Here is a 23,442-nt window from a genome sequence, read left to right on the forward strand (position 1 = left end):
ATGATCGCTATCAGACTCGCAGGGCTCGCCGCCACCGGCTTGCTGCTTGCGGCCTGCAGCAGCAAGCCGCCAGTGTCGGATCAGTTGACTCGCTGGGTGTGCGACAGCCAGACCGAAGTGCTGTGGCGCTTCGCCAATGGCAGTGTCGAGCAGGTGGATGTGCGCCTGGGCGGTGATGACATCGTCTATCGCCTGACCCAGGAGCCGGCGGCATCCGGCGTGCTGTACAGCGATGGACGCCTGTCCTTCCACACCAAAGGTGAGGAAGGCCTAGTCTACTGGACCGCGACCGATGACCTGATCGGCCGTGGCTGCAAGGCCCCGTAACACCTTCGGCGCTGCCGAGACGGGCCGCGGGCACAGGCTCCGGCACGACGAAACTTGAACAACGCCTGCCCCTGCGGCAGGCTTGCACGATTAACGACCTCCAAACCGGGAGACAGAAACACCATGGCACTTATCAGCATGCGCCAGATGCTCGACCACGCCGCCGAATTCGGCTACGGCGTGCCGGCTTTCAACGTCAACAACCTCGAGCAGATGCGCGCCATCATGGAAGCCGCCGACAAGACCGATTCGCCGGTCATCGTCCAGGCCTCCGCTGGTGCCCGCAAATACGCAGGTGCGCCGTTCCTGCGCCACCTGATCCTGGCTGCCATCGAAGAATTCCCGCACATCCCGGTGTGCATGCACCAGGACCATGGCACCAGCCCTGACGTATGCCAGCGCTCCATCCAGCTGGGTTTTTCCTCGGTGATGATGGACGGTTCGCTGAAAGAAGACGGCAAGACTCCGGCCGACTACGACTACAACGTCGCCGTTACCCGCCAGACCGTAGCTTTCGCTCACGCCTGCGGCGTGTCCGTGGAAGGCGAGCTGGGTTGCCTGGGCAGCCTGGAAACCGGCATGGCCGGTGAAGAAGACGGCGTCGGCGCCGAAGGCGTGCTGGATCACAGCCAACTGCTGACCGACCCGGAAGAAGCGGCGGCCTTCGTCAAGGCTACCCAGGTCGATGCCCTGGCCATCGCCATCGGCACCAGCCACGGCGCCTACAAGTTCACCAAGCCGCCAACCGGTGACGTGCTCTCCATCGAGCGCATCAAGGAAATCCACAAGCGCATCCCCAACACCCACCTGGTGATGCACGGTTCCTCCTCCGTTCCGCAGGAATGGCTGAAGGTAATCAACGAATTCGGCGGTGACATCAAGGAAACCTACGGTGTGCCGGTCGAGGAAATCGTCGAGGGCATCAAGCACGGCGTGCGCAAGGTCAATATCGACACCGACCTGCGCCTGGCCTCCACCGGCGCGATCCGTCGCATGATGGCCGAGCACCCGAGCGAGTTCGACCCACGCAAGTTCTTCGCCAAGACCATCGTCGCCATGCGCGATATCTGCATCGCCCGCTACGAAGCCTTCGGCACCGCTGGCAATGCCTCCAAGATCAAGCCGATCTCCCTGGAAGGCATGTACCAGCGCTACGCCAAGGGTGAGCTGAACGCCAAGGTCAATTGAGCCTGATGCGTGACCCGGAGCTCCGCCATGTGCGGGGCTTCTGCTTTTTATAAGACGGGTTCGGCGTGAGCAACGCGGCGAGAGGTAAAACCCTGTAAAACTCCCGAAGCGTGAGGGCAGGCGGGGTGCGCCATAATTCGTGGACTGTCGTTCCGGGAAACTGCCACCCATGTCCAGCAAGCCACGTCTGTTGCTCGCTTTTCTCCTCGCCGTGTTGCTGGCCTCGCTGCTCGCCTCGATCTTCCAGACCCAGACCAACCTCGCTGCCTTGCAGGCGCTCGGTGCGCCGATGCCGCTGGATGTGCGCGTTGGCACCACCGGCCTCGATCTGATCGGTTTCGCACCGACCTTCGCCTTGCTCAGCGCCCTGGGTTTTCTGGTTGCCTTGCCATTGGCTGCCTGGTTGGCGCGGCGTGTGCCGCCGCTGCGTTGGCTGATTTTCGTACTGTCGGGCGCTGCAGCCATCTGGACGGCACTGGCGCTGGCCAATGCTGTAGCGCCGATGCCGACGCTGATCGCCGCCGACCGCAGCCCGTTCGGCACGCTCGGCCTGATGGCTTGCGGCAGCGTCGGTGCATTGCTGTTCGGCCTGCTTGGCCGGCGGGTGCGCTACCGCGTGCAACCGACTTCTTCCGATTCTCTGTGACAAGGCGTTGCCCATGTTGAGAAGCACCCGTGCGCTGATGCTCTGCGCCCTGTTCGTCAGTACGCCGCTGCTGGCCCTGGATTACCGCATCGAAACCTTCAGCGAAGGGCTGGAGAACCCATGGGCCGTGGCTTTCCTGCCGGACGGGCGCCTGCTGGTTACCGAGCGTGTTGGGCGCCTGCGTATCATCGAAGCCGATGGCAGTATCGACCCGGAGCCGGTGGCGGGCCTGCCTGAGGTCTTCATCGCTGCCCAGGCCGGGCTGATGGAAGTGGCGCTGGACCCGGACTATAGCGATAACCGCTGGCTGTACCTGACCTATGCGCACGGCTCGCAGGAGGCGAACAACACGCGTCTGGCGCGTGCCCGCCTAGTGGATGACGAACTGCACGACTTCGAAGTGTTGTTCACCGCCCAGCCGCTCAAGGCCGGTGCCGCGCATTACGGTGGGCGCATCGCCTTTCTCGCCGACAAGACCCTGGTGCTGACCCTTGGCGACGGTTTCGACTGGCGAGAAGAGGCGCAGAACCCGGCCAACCACCTGGGCAAGATCGTGCGCCTGAACCGCGACGGCAGCGTGCCGCAGGACAACCCGCTGATCGGCCAGGAAGGTGCTGCGCCGGAGATCTACAGCCTCGGCCATCGCAACGTGCAGGGCATCTTCTTTGATGCCGAACACAATCGCCTGTACAGCCACGAGCACGGCCCGCGCGGGGGAGACGAGTTGAATCTGATCGAGGCCGGCAACAACTATGGCTGGCCGCTGGCGACCTTCGGTATCGACTACACCGGTGCGCGCATCAGCCCCTACACCGAGCTGCCGGGGCTGACCGCGCCGCTGCTGCACTGGACGCCCTCGGTCGCGCCGTCGAGCCTGACGCTATATCGCGGCGAGCTGTTCCCCGACTGGCAGGATGACCTGTTCGCAGCCACCCTGGCCGAGCGCAGCGTACGGCGCATCCGTGTGCGCGACGGCATGCTGGCCGGTGAGGAAATCCTCTTCGAAGAGCTGGGCGAGCGGATTCGCGATGTGCGCAGCGGGCCGGATGGCGCGCTCTACCTGCTCACCGATAACCCGCAGGGGCGCTTGCTGCGTGTGGTGCCCAGCGAGTAATGCGGCATCCGTTACACTGACGGTCCAGATGAACGCGGGATCGTATCGTTGAAGTATTTACAGGGTTATCCGGTCGCCTTGCAGCAGCAGGTTCGTCAGCTGATCGCCGATGATCGGTTGGGCGACTACCTTGCGCAGCGCTATCCGGGGCGGCATGAAGTGCAGAGCGACAAGGCGCTGTACGGCTATGTCATGGCGCTCAAGCAGGAGCACCTGAAGAACGCGCCGGCCATCGACAAGGTGCTCTACGACAATCGGCTCGACCTCACGCACCGCGCTCTGGGCCTGCACACGGCGGTCTCGCGCGTGCAGGGCGGCAAGCTCAAGGCGAAAAAGGAAATTCGCGTTGCCTCGCTGTTTCGCGATGCGGCGCCGGCCTTTCTGCAGATGATCGTGGTGCACGAGCTGGCGCACCTGAAAGAGAGTGATCACAACAAGGCGTTCTACAAGCTGTGCGACCATATGCTGCCGGGCTATGCGCAGATCGAGTTCGACCTGCGCATGTTCCTGACCTGGCGCGAGATGACTTCGTAGGGTGCGCCGCGCGCAACGATGCCTCGGCGATAGGGAAAAACGGTGCGCACGGCGCACCCTACGCGTCCGACCCGGTATTTGATGCCAGGCGCGGTATCAGCCGTGCAGGCGCACGTTGAGCTGATCGACCACTGGCGCCCAGTCGGCGTCTTCGAGAATTTCTTCGCGCAGCAGCGCGGCCTGCGCTGGCGTCCAGAACGGGGCATCGGACAACTTACATGCGTCCGGCAGTGGCGAATGTGTGCTGATGAAGGCGTTGATACTGGCGGCATCGTCGGGCAGGCCGAGTTGTTTGAACAGGGCTGGCAGGCTGTGGATGGGCTTTTCCATGATGGGCTCTCCAAACGTGAGGTTCATCGTTAATTACCCAACCCAGGCGCAGATAGTTCCGCTCAATCGACCGTCAATACCTCGAAGGCCTGCAGCCGCTGGCCCATCGGCAGGGTAATTTCGTCGCCGGGGTGCTTGCCGAGTAGCAGGCGTCCCAGCGGTGCAGCATTGCTCAATACCTGAATGTTCTGCCCGGCATGCTGCAGCTTCATGCTGGCGCCTTGCGGACCGAGAAACAGCCACTGCTCATGACCGTCTTCGCTGGCCAGCAGAATCAGCGCGCCCAGTTCGATACCTTGCACCTCGTCGAACGGCCGTGGGCGTAACTGGCGCCAGGTGATCAGGGTCTGGCGCAGTTCTTCGACGCGGCGCGCCTGACCGCTGGCCAGGTAGGCCGCTTCCAGGCCCAGGGTGTCATACTTGTTCTCGGCGACGTTCTCTTCGTGGGTGGCCGCTTCGTGTGCACTGAGAGCGGCGAGGCTGGCCTGTTCCAGGTCGGCCTGCAGGTGGGCGAGCACGTCTTGCAGCAGCTGATTCTTGTCCATGGCGGGCTATCGGATTTGGGGTGATGAGAGGGGCAGCGGCCCCTCTTCAAAGCTGTTGGGTGGCCAGCTGTACGCGGTTGCGACCTTCGGCCTTGGCCCGGTACATCGCAGCATCAGCCAGGCGAATCAGCAGGGTGGCATCGTCGGCGCCGTGACTCAGGGCGATACCGATGCTGGCGCCTACACGTACGGCACGATCTTCCAGGTACATCGGCGTGTCCAGGCCTTCCAGCAGGCGTTTGGCCAAGTCCTGAGCATCCTCGGCCGATTGCACGTTCTCGCAGATCACCACGAACTCGTCACCACCCAGACGCGCTGGCAGGTCGGCATCGCGGATGTACTGGCGCAAGCGACCGGCGATTTCGGCCAGCACCTGGTCGCCAAAGCCATGGCCGTGTTGATCGTTGATTGGTTTGAAACCGTCGAGGTCGATCAACATCACCGCGAGCAATTCATTGCGTCGCAGGCTGCGCGCCAGTGCTTGCTCCAGATGCTGCTGCAGGGCGGTGCGGTTGGCCAGGCCCGTCAGCGGGTCCTGCAGGGCCAGCTCACTGAGGCGTTGGTTGGCCTGCTCCAGCGCCATGGTGCGCTCGGTGACGCGTTTGGCGAGGATCTGTTCGTTGAGTTGCAGCGCGGCCTCGCGCTGGCGTTTGAGTTCGTTGAAACGGGCTGCCAGGGCGAAGGACAGCAGGATCATCTCCAGCCCCGAGCCAATCTGCATGGCGTACAGGGTCAGGAAGTTCGACGGAATCAGGGCGAAGTTGCGCAGTGCCAGTAGCACTGCACCGGTCAGCAGCATCAGCCAGGCCAGGGCGAACAGGCGAGCGCCGGGTACGCGGTAGCCGACGCAGACGAAACTGGTGAGCAGCAGCGTCAGGGTGGCGATCAGGCCAGTCAGTGACATCAGTTGCAGCGCCCGCTGCAGTGGTAGCAGCATACTGGCCTATACGGCCCCACCGATGGCGATGGACAGTATCAACAGGCCCTTGTCCCAGCGCGGCAGCCACTGGCGGGTATCGAGAAAGCTGCGCGCAAAAACCACCGACAGCAGCGCCGCCGTCGTCAGGCTCACCGGCAGCATGCGGTTGCTCCAGGGCGCGGCTTCGGACCACAGATACTGCGCGCCAAGGCCATTGAGCGACAGCACGCTGAGGGCGAAGGCGCACATGAACAGCACGTAATTGAGGAAAGGCCGCTCGCGCAGGGCGAGAAACAGCAGCAGGTTGTACAGGCCCAGTGCGATCAGTACGCCGAAGTAGATGGCGTGCACCAGATAGCCGTTCTGGCTGTGTTGCTCGAAATCGCGGGCAGACATCAGCGCGCCGCTGAGGGTCATGCTGCCACGCGAGTCGACGCGCAAGTACAGCGTGCGTTGTTCGCCGGGCTGCAGAACGATCTCGAATACTGGGTTGCGATGGCCAACGCTGCGCTGCACGTAGGGTACGGTGTCGCCGCTGCGCGACTCGCGCACGCCATCGGCGCCGATGTCGTACAGGCGCACCTCGTCCAGCGAGGCGTAGTTCAGCTCCAGTCTCCAGATGCGTGTTTGCTGGGCATCCGATTGCAGCGCCAGGCGCAGCCAGATCACCCCCGGCACGTAGCCGAAGCTGAGGTCACGGCGGTCCAACGAGGGTTGGAAAGGGGCATCGATAGCGCGAACGTCGTCCAGGCTCAGGGTGCTCTGGGGATCGGCGAGAAAGTCGACCAGGCCGTAGAGATCCTGTGCTGCGCTGCTATCGCCCAGTCGCGTACTGGCGAGGGTGGCCTGGCTGGCCAAAAGCAGGCTGCACACCAACAGCAGACCCGGCAGCGAGGCCAGGTAGGCGAGGGTGGTGTGTCGATTGGCTGGCATGGGCAAGGTCTGGGAACTCGGCGTCGTCAGATAGTGGCAGAAAGCCCCATGAGCCTGCTAGTGGCTATCCTTCTGCAGATGCACGGCCAGGGTGCGCAGCGGCGCGAGCTGGCGGCAGATCAGCGCCAGTTGTGTTTGCACCAGGCGCTGGCGTTCGTCGACGTCATCGGCTATCTGCTCCAGGCTCTGTGCCAACGCTTGCTCCTCGTCGCTGTGGATGGCCAGCGGCTGCTCGCCGCGCAGGCCGGTAGCGATTTCATCGAGGCTCACCGCCAGCGCTTCGGCCTGTTCCAGCAATTGTGCCTGGGCCGCCTGCGGCAACTGCTCGCCACGATGGGCGCCGAGCCCGGAGAGATAGCTGAGCAGGGTGTGCGATAGCACCAGAAAGCGAAAGCCGAGGTCGGCATCCTTACGGAAGTGGCCGGGCTCCATCAGCATGTTGCCGAGGGTGGTGGATAGCGCCGCGTCGGCGTTATGCGCGTTGCGTCGGGCCAGGCGGTAGCCGAGGTCGTCACGCTTGCCGCGCGCGTATTGGGCGATGATCTGCCGCAGGTAGGCGCTGTTGCAGCTCAGTGTGCTCGCCAGCATGCGCCCCAGCCGTCGACCCTGCCAGTCCGGCAGGATCAGGAATACCGCCAGCCCGGCCAGCATACCGCCGAGCAGGGTGTCGACCAGGCGCGGCAGGAACAGGCCGTAGCCATTGCCGATCTGGTTGAAGCAGAACAGCACCAGCAGGGTGATCGCCGCTGTGGCCAGGGTGTAGCGGGTGCTGCGTGTGGCGAAGAAGGCGACCCCGGCGATCACGGCGAACAGTGCCTGGATGCGCGGGTCGGGGAACAGATCGAACAATGCCCAGCCGAGGCCCAAGCCGATCAGGGTGCCGACGATACGCTGCACCAGCTTCAGGCGCGTGGCGCCGTAGTTCGGCTGGCAGACGAACAGGGTGGTCAGCAGAATCCAGTAACCCTGAGTCGGGTGGATCAAATGCAGCAGGCCGTAACCTGCCGCCAGGGCAATGGACAGGCGCAGCGCGTGGCGGAACAGCAGCGAAGTGGGCGTCAGTTGCTGGCCGATCCGATCGATGACTTCGCGCAACGAATGCGGCTCGCGGTCCAGCAGGCTACTGTCCTGCTCATCGGCCAGAGCGGCGGGCTTGCTGGCGTTGCCGAGCAGCAGGTCGAGGCCGGCGAGGTTGCCGGCCAATGCACCGAGCGAGCGCAGCAGGCGGCGCCAGGCCGGGTTGCTTTGCAGATGCAGATGGTCGAGCGACGCATGCAGGTCTTCCAGCGCCTGGCTGCACAGTTCGCGATATTCGAATGGCTGGCGCAACTCGATGGCGCTGCCCAGGCGCTGGCAGGCTTCACCGTGCAGGCGCAGCAGGCGCTGGCAGCGGAACAGCACGTCGCTGTGGAAGAAGGCCTCGGCCAGCTCGTTGTAGGGGTAGTGCGAGGAGCTGGCGCGTTCGTGAATGTCCTGGGCGAGAAAGTACAGCTTCAGGTAGCGATTGACCTTGGGCCCGGGGCGACCGTTGCCGACCCGGTGCAGGATGATCTCCTTGGCCGCATTGAGCGCCGACACCACGCGCCCGTTCTGCTGCGCCAGCTCCAGGCGGCGCTGCTCGACGTCCAACTGGCGCACGGGTTCGAACAGGGCTGCCTTGAGCTTGAGGTACTTGCCCAGTTCGCGAAACAGCCTGGCCAGGCTCTGCTGCACCGGCTGATGGGCGAACAGGCCATGCCAGATCACCGACAATAGTCCGTACCAGGCGGCGCCAGCGACCAGCAGCAGCGGCTCCAGCCACAGGCCGGTGACGCCGCCGCGCTGCTCGACGCCGATCATGCTGTACACGGCGAGAATCAGCGTACCGGAGCCCAAGGTGGCGAAACGCTCGCCCAGGGCGCCGAGCAGAGTCAGGCAGAACGCCGATAGCGCCAGGGCGATGACGAACAGCCAGGGGTAGGGAAAGAGAAGCTCCACTGCATACGCGGCCGCGCTGAAGCAGGCCAGGGTCACCAGCACTGCACCGAGACGGCCCTGCCAGCTGTCGTCGGTCTCGGTCAGGGCGCTGGCGATGATGCCGAGGAACAACGGAATCAGTCCGTGCATCCAGCCCTGCCACCAGCACAGCGCAAGGGCTCCGGCCAGGGCGATGAACACCCGCAGGCTTGTGCTGAACTTGTCCAGTGCCCAGAGGCGGCGCAGTGATTGACGGAGGCGAGGGCGGGGCATACGAAGCCTGATCTGAAGCGATGCATGAAGCCTACCGGAACTCATCGGTCACTGGGTATCGGTAGCGATACGCAGATCGTGTTGATTATTTGGACCGATTGGTTCTAAATTCGACATATGACGACACGTGGACGCCCCAAAAGCTTCTGCCCGGACCGGGCCCTGGAAAATGCCATGCAGCTGTTCTGGCAGCGCGGTTATGAAGCCGCGTCGCTACAGGACCTGCAGGCGGCCACCGGGCTGTCCAAGAGCAGCCTCTATCAGACCTATCCGAGCAAGCAGGCTTGGTTCGTCGCGGCCTTCAGCCTGTATGTAGCGCAGCGCCGCGCCCTGCTGCTGGAGCAACTGCAGACCAGTGCCTCGCCGCTCGCCTTTATCCGCGAGCGTCTGCTCAGCGTGCTGGAGGACGACGGCCCCGATGGCGTGCCGCGTGGCTGCATGCTGGTCAACGTCGCCAATGAATTCTCCTTGTCGGAACCGGCTCTGGTGCCGGTGCTGCAACAGGCCACGACGGGCATCTGCCAGATTTTCCAGCAGGCGCTCGAACGCGCCGTGGCCTGCGGGGAGCTGAACAACGCTCATGGCCTTGCGGCCCGTGCTGGCTACCTGCAGTGCGTGATGAGCGGGCTGCGTACCCAGGTGAAATCCGCAGTGCCTGCGGACTCGATTCGCGCCACCGTGGCGGTGGTCATGGCTAGCCTGGATTGCGCATGAGCGGCGTTGCGCAGGCTTTTCTTCGTCCAATTTTGGACTGACTGGTTTTTAAAGGAGCTGATATGCGGGAATTGTTCGAGCTGTGCGGTGCCGACCCTGAGCTGGTGTTCTCGCCCTACTGCTGGCGCGTACGTCTGGCGCTGGCGCACAAGGGCCTGGACTGGCAGAGCCGGCCGACACGTTTCACCGACAAGGAGCTGATCGCTTTTTCCGGACAGAAGCTGGTGCCGGTGCTGATCGATGACGGTGAAACCGTGCATGACAGCCTGGCCATCTTCGCCTACCTCGACCAGCGTTATCCGCAGCATCCTCTGCTCGGTGATGCCTTGGCTGCCGAGCGCGCCCGGCTGGTCGAGCGGCTGAGTTTTCACATGGTGCGTGCGCCGCTGTTGAAGATGCTGATCCCGCGGGTCTGGCAGGTGATCGACCCCGCTGATCGCGATTACTTCCGCAGCAGTCGGGAGAAGGCGCTGGGCATGAGCCTGGAGGCGTTCGCCGATCCGCAGGGTGGTGAGCGGCTGTTCCGTGAGGGCGTGGCGCCGCTGGAAATGTGGCTACGTGATCAGCCCTTCTTCGAAGGCCAGGCGCCCGGTGGCTGCGACTACCTGCTGGCCGGCATGTTGTTCTGGGCATGGTGCCTGGGGGCACAACCCTGGGCCGACGATTCGGCGCTGGGCGCCTGGTTCGCGCGCATCCTGCAGGCGTATGAGGCGACTCACGGCCCGGTCAAGCGGGCCGAGATCCACGTGGAGGAAAAGCAATGATCGACCTGTACTACTGGACCACACCCAACGGCCACAAGGTCAGCATCTTTCTCGAGGAGGCCGGGCTCGACTACCGCATCGTCCCGGTGCACATCGGCAAGGGTGAGCAGTTCGCGCCGGCGTTTCTCAAGATCGCGCCGAACAATCGCATTCCCGCCATCGTCGATAACGCGCCGGCCGATACTGGCGAGCCCATTGCCCTGTTCGAGTCCGGGGCAATTCTCGAATACCTGGCGGACAAGAGCGGGCAGTTCCTGCCGCGCGAGACGCGGGCACGCTTCGACGTGCTGCAGTGGCTGTACTGGCAGATGGGCGGCCTCGGGCCGATGGCGGGGCAGAATCATCACTTCGTGCGCTACGCACCGGAGCCGATCCCCTATGCCATCGACCGCTACGTGAAGGAAACCGCGCGCCTCTACGGTGTGCTCGACCGCCAGCTGGCCGGGCGCGAGTATGTGGCGGGCGAGTATTCCATCGCCGACATGGCCATCTACCCCTGGGCCAAGCTGTGGAAGATGCAGCAGCAGAAGCTGGAGGACTTCCCCAACATGGCCGCCTGGCTAGAACGCATCGATGCACGCCCTGCGGTGCAGCGTGCCTACGCGCTGGTAGAGCAGGTGAATGCCGATCCGCAGGCATTGCTCACGGCTGAGGCGCGGCGCCTGCTGTTCGGACAGTGACGGACGGGCGAACTTTCTCGCGGATTTTCCTGTGATACGGCTCACGCTTTCCTAGACTTCAGACTGTTGGCCCGCAATGGTTGGAGATGGTGATGCGAATCGGCGTACCCAAGGAAATCAAGAACCACGAATACCGCGTCGGTCTCACGCCGCAGTCGGTGGCCGAGCTGACCGCGCTCGGCCATGAGGTGTGGGTCGAAACCCATGCCGGAGCCGCCATCGGTTTTGCCGACGAGGATTACCTCGAGGCCGGCGCGCAGATCGCCAGGAACTCGGCCGAGGTGTTCCAGCAGGGGCAGTTGATCGTCAAGGTCAAGGAGCCGCTGGCAGTGGAGCGCGCTAGGTTGCGCGCCCATCACACGCTGTTCACCTACCTGCACCTGGCGCCGGACCGGGCGCAGACCGAAGAGCTGATGGCCGGTGGCGCCACCTGTATTGCCTATGAGACGGTGACCGATGCACAGGGGCGCCTGCCGTTGCTGGCACCGATGTCGGAAGTGGCCGGACGCATGTCGATCCAGGCCGGCGCCGGCTGCCTGGAAAAGGCCCGCGGCGGGCGTGGCGTCCTGCTCGGCGGTGTGCCAGGCGTGGCGCCGGGCAAGGTGGTGATTCTCGGCGCTGGCGTGGTCGGTAGCCATGCCCTGGCCATGGCAGTTGGCCTGGGCGCCGATGTCACGGTGCTGGACAAGAGCGTCGACGCACTGCGCCGGCTCGATTCCCAGTATGGCAATCGCATCACCACGCTCTATTCCACCCGCGCGGCGGTGCGCGAGCAGGTATTGGCTGCTGATCTGGTGATCGGCGGGGTACTGATTCCCGGCGCTGCCGCGCCGAAGCTGATCACTGCGGAGATGGTCCGGCAGATGAAGGTGGGCGCAGTGCTGGTGGATGTCGCCATCGACCAGGGCGGCTGCGCCGAGACCTCGCGCGCCACCACCCATGCCGAGCCCACCTATGTGGTTGATGATGTAGTGCATTACTGCGTGGCCAACATGCCTGGCGCGGTGGCGCGTACCTCGACCCTGGCGCTCAACAACGCCACGCTGCCGTTCGTCGTGGCGCTGGCGCAAAAGGGCACACGACGCGCCTTGCAGGAGGACCCACACCTGCTCGCTGGCCTCAACGTCGCGCGCGGCATCATCACCTGTGCCAGTGTCGCCGAGGCTCATGACCTGCGCTTCCAGTCGCCGGCCAGCGTGATCGAGCAGCTCTGAGACGTTTTCGACAGGGTGGCTCCGGTGCGTCGGGTAGGCTGGTGGCCAATTACAGCGGCCAGACCCAGAGCAGCAACGGAATACTGACCAACGCTACGAGGATTTCCAGCGGTAGGCCCAAGCGCCAGTAGTCGCCGAAGCGAAAGCCTCCGGGGCTGAGGATCAGGGTGTTGTTCTGGTGGCCGATGGGCGTGAGGAACGAGCACGAGGCGCCGATGGCCACCGCCATCAACAGTGCGTCCGGGCTGACGCCAAGTTGGCTCGCGGCGCTCAGCGCAATCGGGCACATCACCGCAGCGGTTGCCGCGTTGTTCATGAAGTCCGACAGGGTCATGGTCACCACCAGCAACAGGGTCAGAGTGATGATGGCGTTGCCCTGCGCCAGATTTTCCATCAGCACTCGTGCCAGCAGATCGGCCGCGCCTGTGGTGGACATCGCCCCAGCCACAGGGATCAACGCGCCGAGCAGCACGATCACCGGCCAGTCGATGGACTCGTAGACGGCCCGCAGCGGCACCAGGCGCAGCAGCATGTAGGCCAGCACCCCGCAGGCGAAGGCGATCGCCGTGGGCAGCAGACCAAAGGCCGCCGCGACGATGGCCAGGATCATGATGCCAAGGGCCAGGTTGGCCTGACGTGGATCGGGAATGTTGATGGCGCGCGCCGCCAGCGGCACGCAGTCATAGTCGCTGGCGAACTCACCGATATCCTCGGCGCTGCCCTGCATCAGCAGTACGTCACCACCCTGGATCAGGGTCGAGCGCAGGCGCTTGATCGAGCGATGGCTCTGCCGTGAGATGGCCAGCAAGTTGATGGAGTAGCGGCTGCGCAAGCGTGTGCTGCTGGCGGAGCGCCCGATCAGCGAGGAGTCAGGTTTGACCAGCAGTTCCTGCATTGCACGGTCTTCGTCGTTGCTGACTTTCTTCTCGGTATCACTGTTCTTGTCGTTCTGTTGCTCCGCCTCCCTGGCTTCGCGCTCGGCCTCCAGCAGCAGGTCCAGCTTGCCGAGCACTTCGCCCAGTTCTGTCGGGTCGGCCTCGATCACCAGCACGTCGTCGGCCTGCAGCACACGCCGCGGGTTGGGGGCAGTCAGGCGCAGCTTGTTGCGCACCATGGCCACCACTTGGGCGTCGGCTTCATCGAGCAACTGTTCGATCTCGCGCAGCGTCTTGCCCTCGGCGCTGCCGCCTGCCTTGACCCGCGCCTCGGTGAGGTAATGGCCAGTATCGAAGCTGGCGGCGTTGCCCACTTCGCGCTTGGGTACCAGGCGCCAACCAAGCAGGCTGATGAACAGTACGCCGGCCAGCGCCACGGCCACGCCGACCGGGCTGAAGTCGAACATTTCGAAGGGCCCACCGCCATGCTGGGCGCGGAAGCTGGAGACGATCAGGTTCGGCGGTGTGCCGATCAGCGTGGTCATGCCGCCGAGGATGGTGCCGAAGGCCAGCGGCATCAGCACGCGTCCTGGCGGCAACTCCAGGCGTGCGGAAATCTGCAGGGCGATGGGCATCAGCAGAGCGAGGGCGCCGACGTTGTTCATGAATGCCGAGAGCAGCGCCCCGAGGCTGGTCAACGCAGCGATGGACACTAGAGCGCCCGCGCCGCTGGGCAGCAGGCGTTGCGCCAGGCGGTTGACCGCGCCAGTGCGCTGCAGGCCATGGCTGAGCACCAGCACGCAGGCAACGGTGATCACCGCCGGGTGACCGAAACCAGCGAAGGCGTCGCGGTCTGGCACGATGCCGACGATCACGCAGGCCAGCAGCGCCCCCAGTGCGACCACATCGTGGCGCCAGCGACCCCAGATGAACAAGCCCATGCTGGCGATTAGAATGGCGAAGATCAGGCCTTGTTCGAACGTCATGATGCGGCGTCATCCCTGTGATTGCAGCGTTGCGTGGCTGTTCACAGCAGAGTCTGCGCCGCGCCGGCAGTTCCCGGCGCGCCTTCAAATGGGGCGCAAAATTTTGTCTCAGACGTATTGCGCGGCGGCGTAGCCCGAAGCCCAGGCCCACTGGAAGTTGAAGCCGCCGAGGTGGCCGGTGACGTCGAGCACTTCGCCGATGAAATACAGCCCCGGCACTTTGAGCGATTCCAGGGTCTTGGACGACACCTCGTCGGTGTTCACCCCGCCCAGGGTTACCTCGGCGGTGCGGTAGCCCTCGGTGCCGGCCGGCACCAATTGCCAGTCGGCCAGGTGCTCGGCGATCGTCTTTAGTTCGCCAGGCGTGTACTGCTTGAGGGGTTTGTTGCTGAACCAGGCGTCGACCAGCAGGGTCGCCATCTTCTTGGTGAACAGCTCGGCCAGCAGGGTTTTCAGCTCGCTGTTGCCGCGCTCGCGCTGTTGCGTCGCCAGCCATTCGGGCAGATCAATATGCGGCAGCAGGTCGATGTGCACGGTATCGCCCGGCTGCCAGTAGGAGGAAATCTGCAGGATCGCCGGCCCGGACAGGCCGCGGTGGGTGAAGAGGATGTTCTCGACGAAGCTCTGGCCGTTGCAGGTCACCCGGCAATCCTCCACCGACGTGCCGGACAGCTCGGTGCACAGCGCCTTGAGTTGCGGATCGGTGAGGGTGAACGGCACCAGCCCGGCGCGGGTTGGCAGCAGTTCGTGGCCGAATTGCCTGGCTACCTGATAGCCGAAGCCGGTCGCACCCAGGGTCGGGATCGACAGCCCACCAGTGGCGATCACCAGCGACTGGCAGGCCACGGCGCCGAGATCGGTTTGCAGGCAGAAGCCGGCGTCGGTTTTCTCGATGCTTTGCACGGCGGTGTCGAGGCGGATCTCTGCGCCTGCTTCTGCGCACTCGGCCAGTAGCAGTTCGAGAATGTCGCTGGACTTGTTATCGCAGAACAGCTGTCCGAGTTTCTTCTCGTGATACGGCACGCCATGCTTGGCCACCAGGCCGATGAAGTCCCATTGGGTGAAGCGCGCCAGGGCGGATTTGCAGAAGTGCGGGTTGCCGGAGAGGAAGTTGCTCGGCTCGCAATACATGTTGGTGAAGTTGCAGCGCCCGCCGCCGGACATGAGGATCTTCTTGCCGGCCTTGTTGGCGTGGTCGAGCACCAGCACGCGGCGACCACGGGCAGCTGCACTGGCTGCGCACATCAGGCCGGCGGCCCCTGCGCCGATGATCAATACGTCGGTTTGCAACACGGGATGTCCTCAGGTGAATCTGCTGACGCAGCCAGCGCCGCGCGAAAACCGCTGAAGTTTACCCGAACCGCTCTGTGCCGACGCTTCTGTCAGCGCGCTACTGGCAAGAAGGGCACACTGCGAATGACTGTCTCAGATATGAGACAGTGACGAGTGGCGTTGTGCCTGCTATGACTAGAACTGATCATTTCGGATGGATCTCCACTCATGACCGTCGTGCGTGCCTGGCTATTGCTCTTGCTGCTGTCGCCGGCATCGGCCTCGGCTGAGCTTTTGCGTCTGGTGGCCGACCCCTGGCCGCCGTTCAATGATCAACGCTTGCCCGGCAAGGGGCTGGCCAGTGATCTGGTGGAGCAGGCGCTGGCCCGCGCTGGCTACACCACCAGTTATGTGGAGGTGCCCTGGGAGCGTGCTGTGTTAGGGCTCAAACGCGGGGATTACGATGTGCTGATCAACGCCTGGTATAGCGCCGATCGCACCGAGTACGGTTATTTCTCCCAGCCCTATCTGGTCAATCGCATTCGCTTCATGCGGCGCAAGGGCAGCGATATCCGCTTCGAGACCCTGGCCGATCTCTATTCGCACAGCATCGCGGTGGTCAGGGGCTATGCCTACTCCAAAGAGTTCGACAGCGACCCGCAGTTGCTCAAGGTCGGTGTCGGCAGTTTCGAGATCGCCGCGCGCATGCTGCATGCCGGGCGCGTGCAACTGGCGCTGGAGGATGAGCTGGTCGCGCGCTACATGCTCGGGCGCACACTGAGCAGCATTCGTGATGAGCTGGAGTTTCTGCCACTGCCGTTGAGCGAGAACGGTCTGCATATCCTGATACGCCGTAGCCATGCACAGCATCGCGATATTGCCCGGCGTTTCGATGCGGCGATTCAGTCCATGAGCGAAGACGGCAGCTATGCCGCCACGCTGAGGCGCCACGGTCCCTGATCAGGCCAGTACGGTGCGGGCACGGCCCTGCTGCTTGGCGCGATACAGGCGAATGTCGGCCTCGTGCAGCAGGCTTTCCAGGTCTTCGGGTTCACCCTGGTAAAGGCCGGCGCTGAACGATAGCGCAGGCGCACCAACGGCGTAGTGCAGGCCGGCGCACTGTCGGCGCAGTTTATCCAGTGCCTGCACCACATGGTCCGCGCCGTGCAGGGTGAGCAGGGCAAATTCCTCACCGCCCAGGCGGCCCAGCAGCATGTCGGGGAAGGCAGTGCTCATCGCTCGGGCGAACACCACCAGAGCACTGTCGCCGCTGGCATGACCGAAGCCATCGTTGATCTGCTTGAAGTGATCGAGATCGAGCATCGCCACGCTGACCTCGCGACTTTCCCGTTGCGCCTTCTGCAGTATCTGCATGCCTTGCTCGTAGAAGGCGCGGCGGTTGTTCAGGCCGGTCAGGGCATCGAACTGCGCGGCCTTCTTCAGCGCGCGCAGCAGGTCGCGCCGCTCAAGGGTGGACATCACCCGGCAGTTCAGTTCTTCCGGGCAGAAGGGTTTGCGCAGGAAGTCGTCGGCGCCGTGCTTGATGAACTGCGCACTGAGCGAACCCTTGGGGTCGGCGGACACGCCGATGATGATCAGGTCGTTGAGGCGCAGCTTCTGCCGCAGCAGCTTGACCAACTCGAAACCGCTGACGCCGGGCATGGCATGGTCGAGGACCAGCAGGTCGAGGTCAGGGTGCTCGTTCAGCTGGCGCAGCGTCTCCTTGCCATCGCTGGCTTCGATGATCTGGTAGTGGTGCGGCTCGAGAATGTGGCGAATGTAGTGGCGCTGCGCCGTGGAGTCGTCGGCGATGAGAATCTTGATGTGGCTGTTGTGATCGAGCCGGTGCAGCAGGCGAAAGGCGTACTCGTAGGAGTGCTGGCTTTCCTTGAGCACGTAGTCGACCACGCCTTTCATCAGCAGATCATCGCGGCGCTGCTCGTTGTAACTGCCACTGAGCACGATGCACGGCAGGTTATAGCGCATCACCAGGTCGACGCTCTCGCCGTCCGGTGCATCGGGCAGGTGCAGGTCGACGATAGCGGCGAAGAACAGCGCGGCCGAGGTTTCCAGCATCACTTCGGCTTCTGCCAGCGAGGCACAGAAGATCGGCTCCAGATCGGTTTCCTGGCGAAACAGATGTTCGAGGATCTTCAGTACCAGTGGACTGTCTTCAATGACCAGAATATTGCGCATGGGTAACTCCGGCCCAGGCCTTTTGATGCTTTATATCAGCCTAAGAGCCTGTTCGCGATCTTGCGAGCTAGAGCGCCCGGCAAGAAAACGAGCGTCCGAGCTTGCTTTCAACGCAGTAGCGCCGACGCGCAGCAGGTCGTGTGCAGGCTCTTACAGTAGACGCACGCGCAGTGTTCTGCCCTTGATCTTGCCCTCAGTGAGGCGCTTGAGCGCCTGGCGGGCGACATCGCGGTCGACTGCGACATAGGCTTGGTAGTCGAACAGGGCGATCTTGCCGACCTGACTACCGGGCAGCCCGGCGTCGCCGGTCAGGGCACCGAGAATATCGCCGGGGCGCAGCTTGTCCTTGCGTCCGGCGCCGATGCACAGGGTGTGCATTGGCGGCAGCAGCGGCTCACCCGTTGCCTTGGCCGCGGGTAATGGGTACCAGGCGAGTTCCTTGCCTTGCAGGGTTTCGATGGCCTGGGCGCGACCGGCTTCAGCGGGCGCCACCAGGCTCAGTGACAGGCCTTTCTCGCCAGCGCGACCACTACGGCCGATACGGTGGATATGCACCTCGGCATCACGCGACAGCTCGACGTTGATCACCATTTCCAGCCCCGCGATATCCAGGCCGCGCGCGGCCACGTCGGTGGCCACCAGCACACTGAGGCTGCGATTGGCGAACAGGGCGAGAATCTGATCGCGCTCGCGCTGTTCCAGATCGCCATGCAGGGCCGCGGCGGAAATCTTCTCGGCTTCCAGTTGCGCGGCCAGCTCGTCGCACTGCTGGCGCGTGGCGCAGAAGGCCACGGTTGGTTGCTTGCGGAAATGCCGCAGCAGGGTGCTGACCGCTTCCATGCGCTGGCTCGGCGCTATTTCGTAGAAGCGTTGCTCGATCTGATCATCGTCGTGCATCGCCTCGACCTCGACCCGCTCGGGTGTGCGCAGGAAGCGCGCGGCGAGTTGCTCGATGCCGGCCGGATAGGTGGCGGAGAACAGCAGGGTCTGCCGGCGCGCCGGGGTCTGTTCGATGATCTCGCTGATGCTGTCGACGAAGCCCATGTCGAGCATGCGGTCGGCCTCGTCGAGCACCAGGGTATTGAGCCCGTCGACCTTCAGCGTGCCCTTGCGCAGGTGTTCCTGCACCCGGCCCGGCGTGCCGACGATTACGTGGGCACCATGCTCCAGCGAGCCGATCTGCGGGCCGAAGGGCACGCCACCACACAGGGTCAGTACCTTGATGTTATCGGCGGCGCGGGCCAGCCGGCGGATTTCCTTGGCCACTTGGTCGGCCAGCTCGCGTGTCGGGCACAGCACCAGCGCCTGGCAGCCGAAGTAGCGCGGATTGAGGGGATGCAGCAGGCCGATGCCGAAGGCGGCGGTCTTGCCGCTGCCGGTCTTGGCCTGGGCGATCAGGTCGCGGCCCTTGAGAATCAGCGGCAGGCTGGCGGCCTGGATCGGCGTCATCTCGGCATAGCCGATGGCGGCGAGGTTGGCCTGCATGGCGGCGGAAAGGGGCAGGCTGGCGAAGGCGTTGGCGGTCACGGCAGTGGCTCGGGCATGGAGAAACAGGCCGGCAGTGTAGCAGGCCCGATCATTCGTCCGCTGAAACCTCGATATTGCCCCCGCCGCGGCCGTCTTTCGCATCCAGTTGCAGGAAGATAGCCGCTGCCAGCATCGACAACAGGCCGACGCACAGATAGGTGGCCTGGAACGCCTGCAACACATGCCCACTGTCGCCCAGTTCACGGCTGAAACCGCTGAGCAGCGCTGCCGCCGAAGCAACGCCGAGGCCCATCGCCAGTTGCACCACCACCGACAGCAGGCTGTTGCCGCTGCTGGCATCGCGGTTGTCCAGGTCGATCAGGGTCACGGTATTCATTGCGGTGAACTGCAGTGAGTTACAGGCGCCGATCAGGCCTAGCTGGATGATCAACTGCAGCGTCGAGGTCTCGGCATCGACCAGCGCCAGGCTGGCGATCAGGGCGCCGAGCAGCAAGGTATTGCTGGTGAGGATGGTACGGTAGCCGAGGCGTTCGATCAACGGTTTGGCCAGGGGCTTGGCCGCCATCGCCGCCAGTGCCAGCGGGATCAGGCTCATGCCGGCCTGGGCCGGCGAATAGCCCATCGCCAGTTGCAGCAACAGCGGGGTGAGGAAGGGCAGCGCGCCGCTGCCGAGGCGGGCGAACAGGTTGCCGATGATGCCCACGGCGAAGCTACGGGTATGAAACAGCGCAGGTGAGAACAAGGGCTGCTCGATGCGCCCGGCGCGCAGCCAGTAGGCGGCCAGGCAGGCCATGCCGCCGAGCAACAGCAGCACCACGCGCATGGTTGGCAGGTGCAGCTCGCCGAGCCCTTCCAGGGCTACGGTGATCAGCAGCATGGCGGCGCCGAACAGCAGAAAGCCGGCGGTATCGAAGCGGCTGCGTTCCGGCCCGCGCAGGTCCGGCATGTGCCGCCATACCGCCCAGCAGCCGAGCAGCCCCACCGGCAGGTTGATCAGGAAGATCCAGTGCCAGCTGGCCACCTCCACCAGCCAGCCGCCGAGGCTTGGGCCGATCAGCGGGCCGAGCAGGCCTGGCAGGGTGATGAAGCTCATGATCCGCACCAGCTCCGAGCGCGGATAAGCACGCAGCACCACCAGGCGCCCGACCGGCATCATCAGCGCGCCGCCCAGGCCCTGGATGACCCGTGCGCCGATCAGCATGCTGAGCGACTCCGACAGTGCGCAGAGCAGTGAACCGAGGCTGAACAGGGCGATGGCGCCGAAGAAGATACGTCGCGTACCGAAACGGTCGGCGACCCAGCCCGAGGCCGGGATCAGCAGGGCCACGGTGAGCATGTAGGCGATCACCACCGACTGCATGCGCAGTGGGTCCTCGTTGAGATCGCCCGCCATGGCTGGCAGCGCCGTATTGAGGATGGTGCCGTCAAGCGTCTGCATGAAGAAGGCGATGGCGACTATCCAGGGCAGCAGGCGGGCAGTGCGAGGGTCGAGCAGGGCAGGGTTGGTCATGCTGTTCTCATGGTTTGTGCCTTTCACTCTAGGCTGCTGGTTCAGCAGGGGCAACCGCGACAGGCTGCGGGCAGGCGCGAGTCAATGGGAGTGCTACGCTGGGGTGACTGGCACATCGCCCCGCAAGGGCTAAGGATGGCTTCATGCGCTGGTTCTCTCTGTGGTTTTCGCTGGCCTGTCAGCCGCTGTTGGCAGCCGAGTGGTTCCCGTATCCGGTACGCGCCGATGGCCGCCTGCTGGATTACCGGCCTCTGCCGGTGGCCAGCCAGCCCTGGCGGATCTGCGCGCTACTGCCTCATGGCAAGGACCGCTACTGGTGGGGCGTGGCCTGGGGCCTGGATCAGGAGGCCAACCGTCTGGGCGTGCGCCTGGGCATCTATGAAGCCGGTGGCTACGAGCATGCCGAGGTGCAGGTGGAGCAGTTCGAGCATTGTGTGGCCGAGGGCGCCGATGCCTTCGTCGTCGCCAGCATCAACACCTATGACCTGTGCAGCGCGGCAGAAGTGCAGAGCAAGGCGGGCCACCCGGTCATCGATCTGGTCAATCGCCTGGAGTGCCCAACGCTGAGCGCACACTCGCGGGTCGATTTCGCCGACATGGCGCGCACCACGCTCGAGTATCTGGTGCGCATCAGCGACGGTCGGCCGATTCAGGTCGGCTGGCTACCCGGCCCAGCCGATGCAGGCTGGGTGCAGGATGCCGAACGCGGTCTGCGCGATGCCTTGCCGGGAACCCAGGTGACCCTGATCCATGGCGGCTACGGCCCGGTGGATCGCAGCCGGCAGGCGCAGCTGGCGCGCGAGCTGTTCAAGCAGCATCCGCATCTCGATTATCTGATCGCCAATGCCGAAGCAGCAGCCTTCGCTGCGCAACTGGTGCGTAACCTCGGCTCCGAGGCACAGGTGCTGTCGCTATACGCCACCGAGCGGGTGCTGGAGCAGATACGCGAGGGGCAGGTGCTGGCCGCGCCCACCGACTCACCGGTGATTCAGGCGCGTATCGCGCTGGATCTGGCCGTTCGTGGCCTGCAGGGCGAAAAGCTGCCGCAACTGGTGAGCCCGCAGATCGAAATGCTCGACGCGGAGGCGCTGGATCGCTTCGACCTCGGCCGGCTGATGCCGCCCGAGGGGCACTGGATGATCCGCCAGGAGTTACCCGACTAACCTGTCGTGCTGGCTGCGCAACGGCGTGCCGCGCACCGGGCGCTCACCGGCGACGAAGTAGGGCGCGGTGCTGCGCGGCAAGGGCTGACGACCGCGAATCCGGTCCGCGATCTTCTCCGCCATCATGATGGCGGTGGCGTTGAGGTTGCCGGTGATGATCTCCGGCATGATCGACGCATCCACCACGCGCAAGCCCTGCACGCCGTGCACGCGGCCCTGGCTATCCACAACTGCCATGTCGTCCTCGCCCATCTTGCACGAGCAGGAGGGGTGGAAAGCCGTTTCCGCATGCTCGCGAATGAAGGCATCCAGCTCGGCGTCGCTCTGCACATGCGCGCCAGGGCTGATTTCACGCCCACGGTAAGGATCGAGTGCCGGCTGCGCCATGATCTCGCGGGTCAGGCGTATGCCGTCACGGAACTCCTGCCAGTCCTGCTCATGGCTCATGTAGTTGAACAGGATGCTCGGGTGTTGGCGCGGGTCCTTGGACTTGAGCTGGATGCGCCCGCGGCTGGGCGAGCGCATCGAGCCGACGTGAGCCTGAAAGCCGTGCTCGTTCACTGCGTTGCTGCCGTTGTAGTTGATCGCCACCGGCAGGAAGTGGAACTGGATGTTGGGCCAGGCGAATTCCGGGCGGGTGCGGATGAAGCCTCCGGCCTCGAACTGGTTGCTGGCGCCGATGCCGTTGCCGGCGAACAGCCATTGCGCGCCGATGCCTGGCTGGTTGAGCAGCTTGAGCGCCGGGTACAGCGACACCGGCTGGGTGCATGCGTACTGCAGGTACATCTCCAGGTGGTCTTGCAGGTTCTGGCCGACGCCAGGCAGTTCATGCACCAGAGGGATATCCAGCTCGCGCAGCAGCGCGGCAGGGCCAACGCCGGAGCGCTGCAGGATCTGCGGCGAGGCGATGGCGCCGGCGCACAGCAGCACTTCGCGGCGGGCACGGGCGGTGATGGTGTCATTCGAATTACCGATCAGGTAGCTGACGCCACTGGCGTGTTTGCCGTCGAACAGGATGCGGTCGGTGGTGGCATGGGTGACGATGGTCAGGTTGGCGCGCGCCCGTGCCTGATCCAGATATCCCCGCGCGGTACTGGCGCGGCGACCTTCCGGAGTCACGGTACGATCCATCGGGCCAAAGCCTTCCTGCTGGTAGCCGTTAAGGTCATCGGTGCGCGGGTAACCAGCCTGCACGCCAGCCTCGACCATGGCGTGGAACAGCGGGTTGTTACCGGCCTTGGGCGTGGTCACGCTCACCGGGCCATCGCCGCCGTGGTAGTCGTTGGGACCGATGTCGCGGGTTTCCGCCTTGCGGAAGTACGGCAGGCAGTCCAGATAGGTCCAGTCTTCCAGGCCTTTGGCCGTGGCCCAGTTGTCGAAATCCAGCGCGTTACCGCGGATGTAGCACATACCGTTGATCAAAGATGAGCCGCCCAGGCCCTTGCCGCGCCCGCACTCCATGCGGCGGTTGTTCATGTACGGCTCGGGTTCGGTCTCGTAGGCCCAGTTGTAGCGTCGGCCCTGCAGCGGGAAGGCCAGGGCGGCCGGCATCTGAGTGCGAAAGTCGAGACGGTAATCGGGGCCGCCAGCTTCCAGCAGCAGTACGCTGACGTCTGCGTCTTCGGTCAGACGGGTGGCCAGGACGTTACCGGCTGAACCGGCGCCGATGATGATGTAGTCGAATTCCTGGGTCATGGCTCCTCCTGTTGCCCGGCTGCGAACCGGGAAAACCTGGATGAATGTCCCCGGATGGCATCCGGGCTACGGGGGCGGCGATTCTTTGTAGGAGCGGCTTCATCCGCGATGTCTTTCGCG

General features: G+C 64.3%; 21 protein-coding genes and 1 pseudogene. 11 read left to right on the forward strand and 11 right to left on the reverse strand.

Annotated features, from left to right (window positions below; genetic code table 11):
- From EGJ86_RS09945 to EGJ86_RS09965, 5 genes are all read left to right on the forward strand, one after another.
- Complete coding sequence (locus tag EGJ86_RS09945) at positions 1 to 327, forward strand: MliC family protein (RefSeq protein ID WP_125834983.1); 327 nt, start codon at positions 1 to 3, stop codon at positions 325 to 327.
- A 123-nt stretch (positions 328 to 450) separates the two neighbouring features.
- A complete protein-coding gene (gene fba, locus EGJ86_RS09950; RefSeq protein WP_037003821.1) occupies positions 451 to 1,515 on the forward strand; it encodes a class II fructose-bisphosphate aldolase in 1,065 nt (354 codons plus the stop codon).
- A 169-nt stretch (positions 1,516 to 1,684) separates the two neighbouring features.
- Positions 1,685 to 2,161 carry a hypothetical protein gene (locus tag EGJ86_RS09955; protein WP_125834984.1) on the forward strand — a complete coding sequence of 159 codons (477 nt, stop codon included), beginning with the start codon at positions 1,685 to 1,687 and terminating at the stop codon, positions 2,159 to 2,161.
- Positions 2,162 to 2,174: 13 nt separating this feature from the next.
- Positions 2,175 to 3,275 carry a PQQ-dependent sugar dehydrogenase gene (locus EGJ86_RS09960; protein WP_125834985.1) on the forward strand — a complete coding sequence of 367 codons (1,101 nt, stop codon included), beginning with the start codon at positions 2,175 to 2,177 and terminating at the stop codon, positions 3,273 to 3,275.
- Between the two features lie 39 nt (positions 3,276 to 3,314).
- On the forward strand, positions 3,315 to 3,809 hold the full coding sequence (locus EGJ86_RS09965) for a YgjP-like metallopeptidase domain-containing protein (RefSeq protein ID WP_177432813.1): 495 nt from the start codon (positions 3,315 to 3,317) through the stop codon (positions 3,807 to 3,809).
- 96 nt (positions 3,810 to 3,905) lie between these two features.
- Here EGJ86_RS09965 and EGJ86_RS09970 read toward each other — a convergent pair whose 3' ends face one another.
- The 5 genes and pseudogenes from EGJ86_RS09970 to yccS form a co-directional block, all read right to left on the reverse strand.
- On the reverse strand, positions 3,906 to 4,139 hold the full coding sequence (locus tag EGJ86_RS09970) for a DUF2789 domain-containing protein (protein ID WP_099522861.1): 234 nt from the start codon (positions 4,137 to 4,139) through the stop codon (positions 3,906 to 3,908).
- A gap of 62 nt (positions 4,140 to 4,201) precedes the next feature.
- The gene (locus tag EGJ86_RS09975) at positions 4,202 to 4,684 is read right to left on the reverse strand and encodes a transcription elongation factor GreAB (protein WP_099522860.1); all 483 of its coding nucleotides are present in this window, start codon (positions 4,682 to 4,684) and stop codon (positions 4,202 to 4,204) included.
- Between the two features lie 46 nt (positions 4,685 to 4,730).
- Positions 4,731 to 5,381, reverse strand: a complete 651-nt coding sequence (locus EGJ86_RS25320) for a GGDEF domain-containing protein (RefSeq protein ID WP_305965125.1) — start codon at positions 5,379 to 5,381, stop codon at positions 4,731 to 4,733.
- Positions 5,361 to 6,536, reverse strand: a pseudogene (locus tag EGJ86_RS09980) (7TM diverse intracellular signaling domain-containing protein); the annotation flags it as partial. The gene EGJ86_RS25320 and the pseudogene EGJ86_RS09980, both read right to left, overlap by 21 nt.
- A gap of 57 nt (positions 6,537 to 6,593) precedes the next feature.
- The gene (gene yccS / locus EGJ86_RS09985) at positions 6,594 to 8,765 is read right to left on the reverse strand and encodes a YccS family putative transporter (RefSeq protein ID WP_125834987.1); all 2,172 of its coding nucleotides are present in this window, start codon (positions 8,763 to 8,765) and stop codon (positions 6,594 to 6,596) included.
- Between the two features lie 174 nt (positions 8,766 to 8,939).
- Here yccS and EGJ86_RS09990 point away from each other — a divergent pair, with 174 nt between their 5' ends.
- The 4 genes from EGJ86_RS09990 (at position 8,940) to ald (ending at position 12,137) form a co-directional block, all read left to right on the forward strand.
- Positions 8,940 to 9,479: a TetR/AcrR family transcriptional regulator gene (locus tag EGJ86_RS09990; RefSeq protein ID WP_125834988.1), complete on the forward strand. Its 540-nt coding sequence runs from the start codon at positions 8,940 to 8,942 to the stop codon at positions 9,477 to 9,479.
- A gap of 62 nt (positions 9,480 to 9,541) precedes the next feature.
- Complete coding sequence (locus EGJ86_RS09995; protein WP_125834989.1) at positions 9,542 to 10,243, forward strand: glutathione S-transferase N-terminal domain-containing protein; 702 nt, start codon at positions 9,542 to 9,544, stop codon at positions 10,241 to 10,243.
- Positions 10,240 to 10,923 (forward strand): glutathione S-transferase N-terminal domain-containing protein, encoded by a 684-nt coding sequence (locus EGJ86_RS10000; RefSeq protein ID WP_125834990.1) that lies wholly within the window; start codon positions 10,240 to 10,242, stop codon positions 10,921 to 10,923. Before EGJ86_RS09995 ends, EGJ86_RS10000 begins: the two co-directional genes overlap by 4 nt.
- 92 nt (positions 10,924 to 11,015) lie before the next feature.
- Complete coding sequence (gene ald, locus EGJ86_RS10005) at positions 11,016 to 12,137, forward strand: alanine dehydrogenase (protein ID WP_125834991.1); 1,122 nt, start codon at positions 11,016 to 11,018, stop codon at positions 12,135 to 12,137.
- A 49-nt stretch (positions 12,138 to 12,186) separates the two neighbouring features.
- Here the strand turns inward: ald and EGJ86_RS10010 are convergent, their stop codons facing one another.
- Together EGJ86_RS10010 and EGJ86_RS10015 are read right to left on the reverse strand one after the other, a co-directional pair.
- Positions 12,187 to 13,998 (reverse strand): SLC13 family permease, encoded by a 1,812-nt coding sequence (locus tag EGJ86_RS10010; RefSeq protein WP_125834992.1) that lies wholly within the window; start codon positions 13,996 to 13,998, stop codon positions 12,187 to 12,189.
- A 108-nt stretch (positions 13,999 to 14,106) separates the two neighbouring features.
- Positions 14,107 to 15,291 carry an NAD(P)/FAD-dependent oxidoreductase gene (locus tag EGJ86_RS10015; protein ID WP_125834993.1) on the reverse strand — a complete coding sequence of 395 codons (1,185 nt, stop codon included), beginning with the start codon at positions 15,289 to 15,291 and terminating at the stop codon, positions 14,107 to 14,109.
- A 207-nt stretch (positions 15,292 to 15,498) separates the two neighbouring features.
- On the opposite strand from EGJ86_RS10015, the gene EGJ86_RS10020 reads away from it, so the two are divergent.
- Positions 15,499 to 16,230: an ABC transporter substrate-binding protein gene (locus tag EGJ86_RS10020; RefSeq protein ID WP_106733682.1), complete on the forward strand. Its 732-nt coding sequence runs from the start codon at positions 15,499 to 15,501 to the stop codon at positions 16,228 to 16,230.
- On the opposite strand, the gene EGJ86_RS10025 is transcribed toward EGJ86_RS10020, so the two are convergent.
- The 3 genes from EGJ86_RS10025 to mdtD all read right to left on the reverse strand — a co-directional run bounded on the left by EGJ86_RS10025 (position 16,231) and on the right by mdtD (position 20,464).
- Positions 16,231 to 17,466: a diguanylate cyclase gene (locus tag EGJ86_RS10025; RefSeq protein WP_125834994.1), complete on the reverse strand. Its 1,236-nt coding sequence runs from the start codon at positions 17,464 to 17,466 to the stop codon at positions 16,231 to 16,233.
- A 150-nt stretch (positions 17,467 to 17,616) separates the two neighbouring features.
- On the reverse strand, positions 17,617 to 18,993 hold the full coding sequence (gene dbpA, locus EGJ86_RS10030) for an ATP-dependent RNA helicase DbpA (RefSeq protein ID WP_125834995.1): 1,377 nt from the start codon (positions 18,991 to 18,993) through the stop codon (positions 17,617 to 17,619).
- A 49-nt stretch (positions 18,994 to 19,042) separates the two neighbouring features.
- Positions 19,043 to 20,464: a multidrug transporter subunit MdtD gene (gene mdtD, locus EGJ86_RS10035; RefSeq protein ID WP_125834996.1), complete on the reverse strand. Its 1,422-nt coding sequence runs from the start codon at positions 20,462 to 20,464 to the stop codon at positions 19,043 to 19,045.
- Positions 20,465 to 20,607: 143 nt separating this feature from the next.
- Between mdtD and torT the strand changes: the two genes are divergently transcribed.
- Complete coding sequence (gene torT / locus EGJ86_RS10040; protein ID WP_125834997.1) at positions 20,608 to 21,627, forward strand: TMAO reductase system periplasmic protein TorT; 1,020 nt, start codon at positions 20,608 to 20,610, stop codon at positions 21,625 to 21,627.
- Here the strand turns inward: torT and betA are convergent.
- Positions 21,616 to 23,322: a choline dehydrogenase gene (betA, locus tag EGJ86_RS10045; protein WP_125834998.1), complete on the reverse strand. Its 1,707-nt coding sequence runs from the start codon at positions 23,320 to 23,322 to the stop codon at positions 21,616 to 21,618. The genes torT and betA overlap by 12 nt on opposite strands.
- Positions 23,323 to 23,442 lie beyond the last annotated feature (120 nt).

This window comes from Pseudomonas sp. o96-267, assembly GCF_003935465.1.
GTDB lineage: Bacteria > Pseudomonadota > Gammaproteobacteria > Pseudomonadales > Pseudomonadaceae > Aquipseudomonas > Aquipseudomonas sediminis.

Coding starts and splice junctions, on each gene's coding strand:
- EGJ86_RS09945 (WP_125834983.1), top strand. CDS start 1: ATGATCGCTATCAGACTCGCAGGGCTCGCCGCCACCGGCTTGCTGCTT.
- fba (WP_037003821.1), top strand. CDS start 451: ATGGCACTTATCAGCATGCGCCAGATGCTCGACCACGCCGCCGAATTC.
- EGJ86_RS09955 (WP_125834984.1), top strand. CDS start 1,685: ATGTCCAGCAAGCCACGTCTGTTGCTCGCTTTTCTCCTCGCCGTGTTG.
- EGJ86_RS09960 (WP_125834985.1), top strand. CDS start 2,175: ATGTTGAGAAGCACCCGTGCGCTGATGCTCTGCGCCCTGTTCGTCAGT.
- EGJ86_RS09970 (WP_099522861.1), bottom strand. CDS start 4,139: ATGGAAAAGCCCATCCACAGCCTGCCAGCCCTGTTCAAACAACTCGGC.
- EGJ86_RS09975 (WP_099522860.1), bottom strand. CDS start 4,684: ATGGACAAGAATCAGCTGCTGCAAGACGTGCTCGCCCACCTGCAGGCC.
- EGJ86_RS25320 (WP_305965125.1), bottom strand. CDS start 5,381: ATGATCCTGCTGTCCTTCGCCCTGGCAGCCCGTTTCAACGAACTCAAA.
- yccS (WP_125834987.1), bottom strand. CDS start 8,765: ATGCCCCGCCCTCGCCTCCGTCAATCACTGCGCCGCCTCTGGGCACTG.
- EGJ86_RS09990 (WP_125834988.1), top strand. CDS start 8,940: ATGCAGCTGTTCTGGCAGCGCGGTTATGAAGCCGCGTCGCTACAGGAC.
- EGJ86_RS09995 (WP_125834989.1), top strand. CDS start 9,542: ATGCGGGAATTGTTCGAGCTGTGCGGTGCCGACCCTGAGCTGGTGTTC.
- EGJ86_RS10000 (WP_125834990.1), top strand. CDS start 10,240: ATGATCGACCTGTACTACTGGACCACACCCAACGGCCACAAGGTCAGC.
- ald (WP_125834991.1), top strand. CDS start 11,016: ATGCGAATCGGCGTACCCAAGGAAATCAAGAACCACGAATACCGCGTC.
- EGJ86_RS10010 (WP_125834992.1), bottom strand. CDS start 13,998: ATGACGTTCGAACAAGGCCTGATCTTCGCCATTCTAATCGCCAGCATG.
- EGJ86_RS10020 (WP_106733682.1), top strand. CDS start 15,499: ATGACCGTCGTGCGTGCCTGGCTATTGCTCTTGCTGCTGTCGCCGGCA.
- EGJ86_RS10025 (WP_125834994.1), bottom strand. CDS start 17,466: ATGCGCAATATTCTGGTCATTGAAGACAGTCCACTGGTACTGAAGATC.
- mdtD (WP_125834996.1), bottom strand. CDS start 20,464: ATGACCAACCCTGCCCTGCTCGACCCTCGCACTGCCCGCCTGCTGCCC.
- torT (WP_125834997.1), top strand. CDS start 20,608: ATGCGCTGGTTCTCTCTGTGGTTTTCGCTGGCCTGTCAGCCGCTGTTG.
- betA (WP_125834998.1), bottom strand. CDS start 23,322: ATGACCCAGGAATTCGACTACATCATCATCGGCGCCGGTTCAGCCGGT.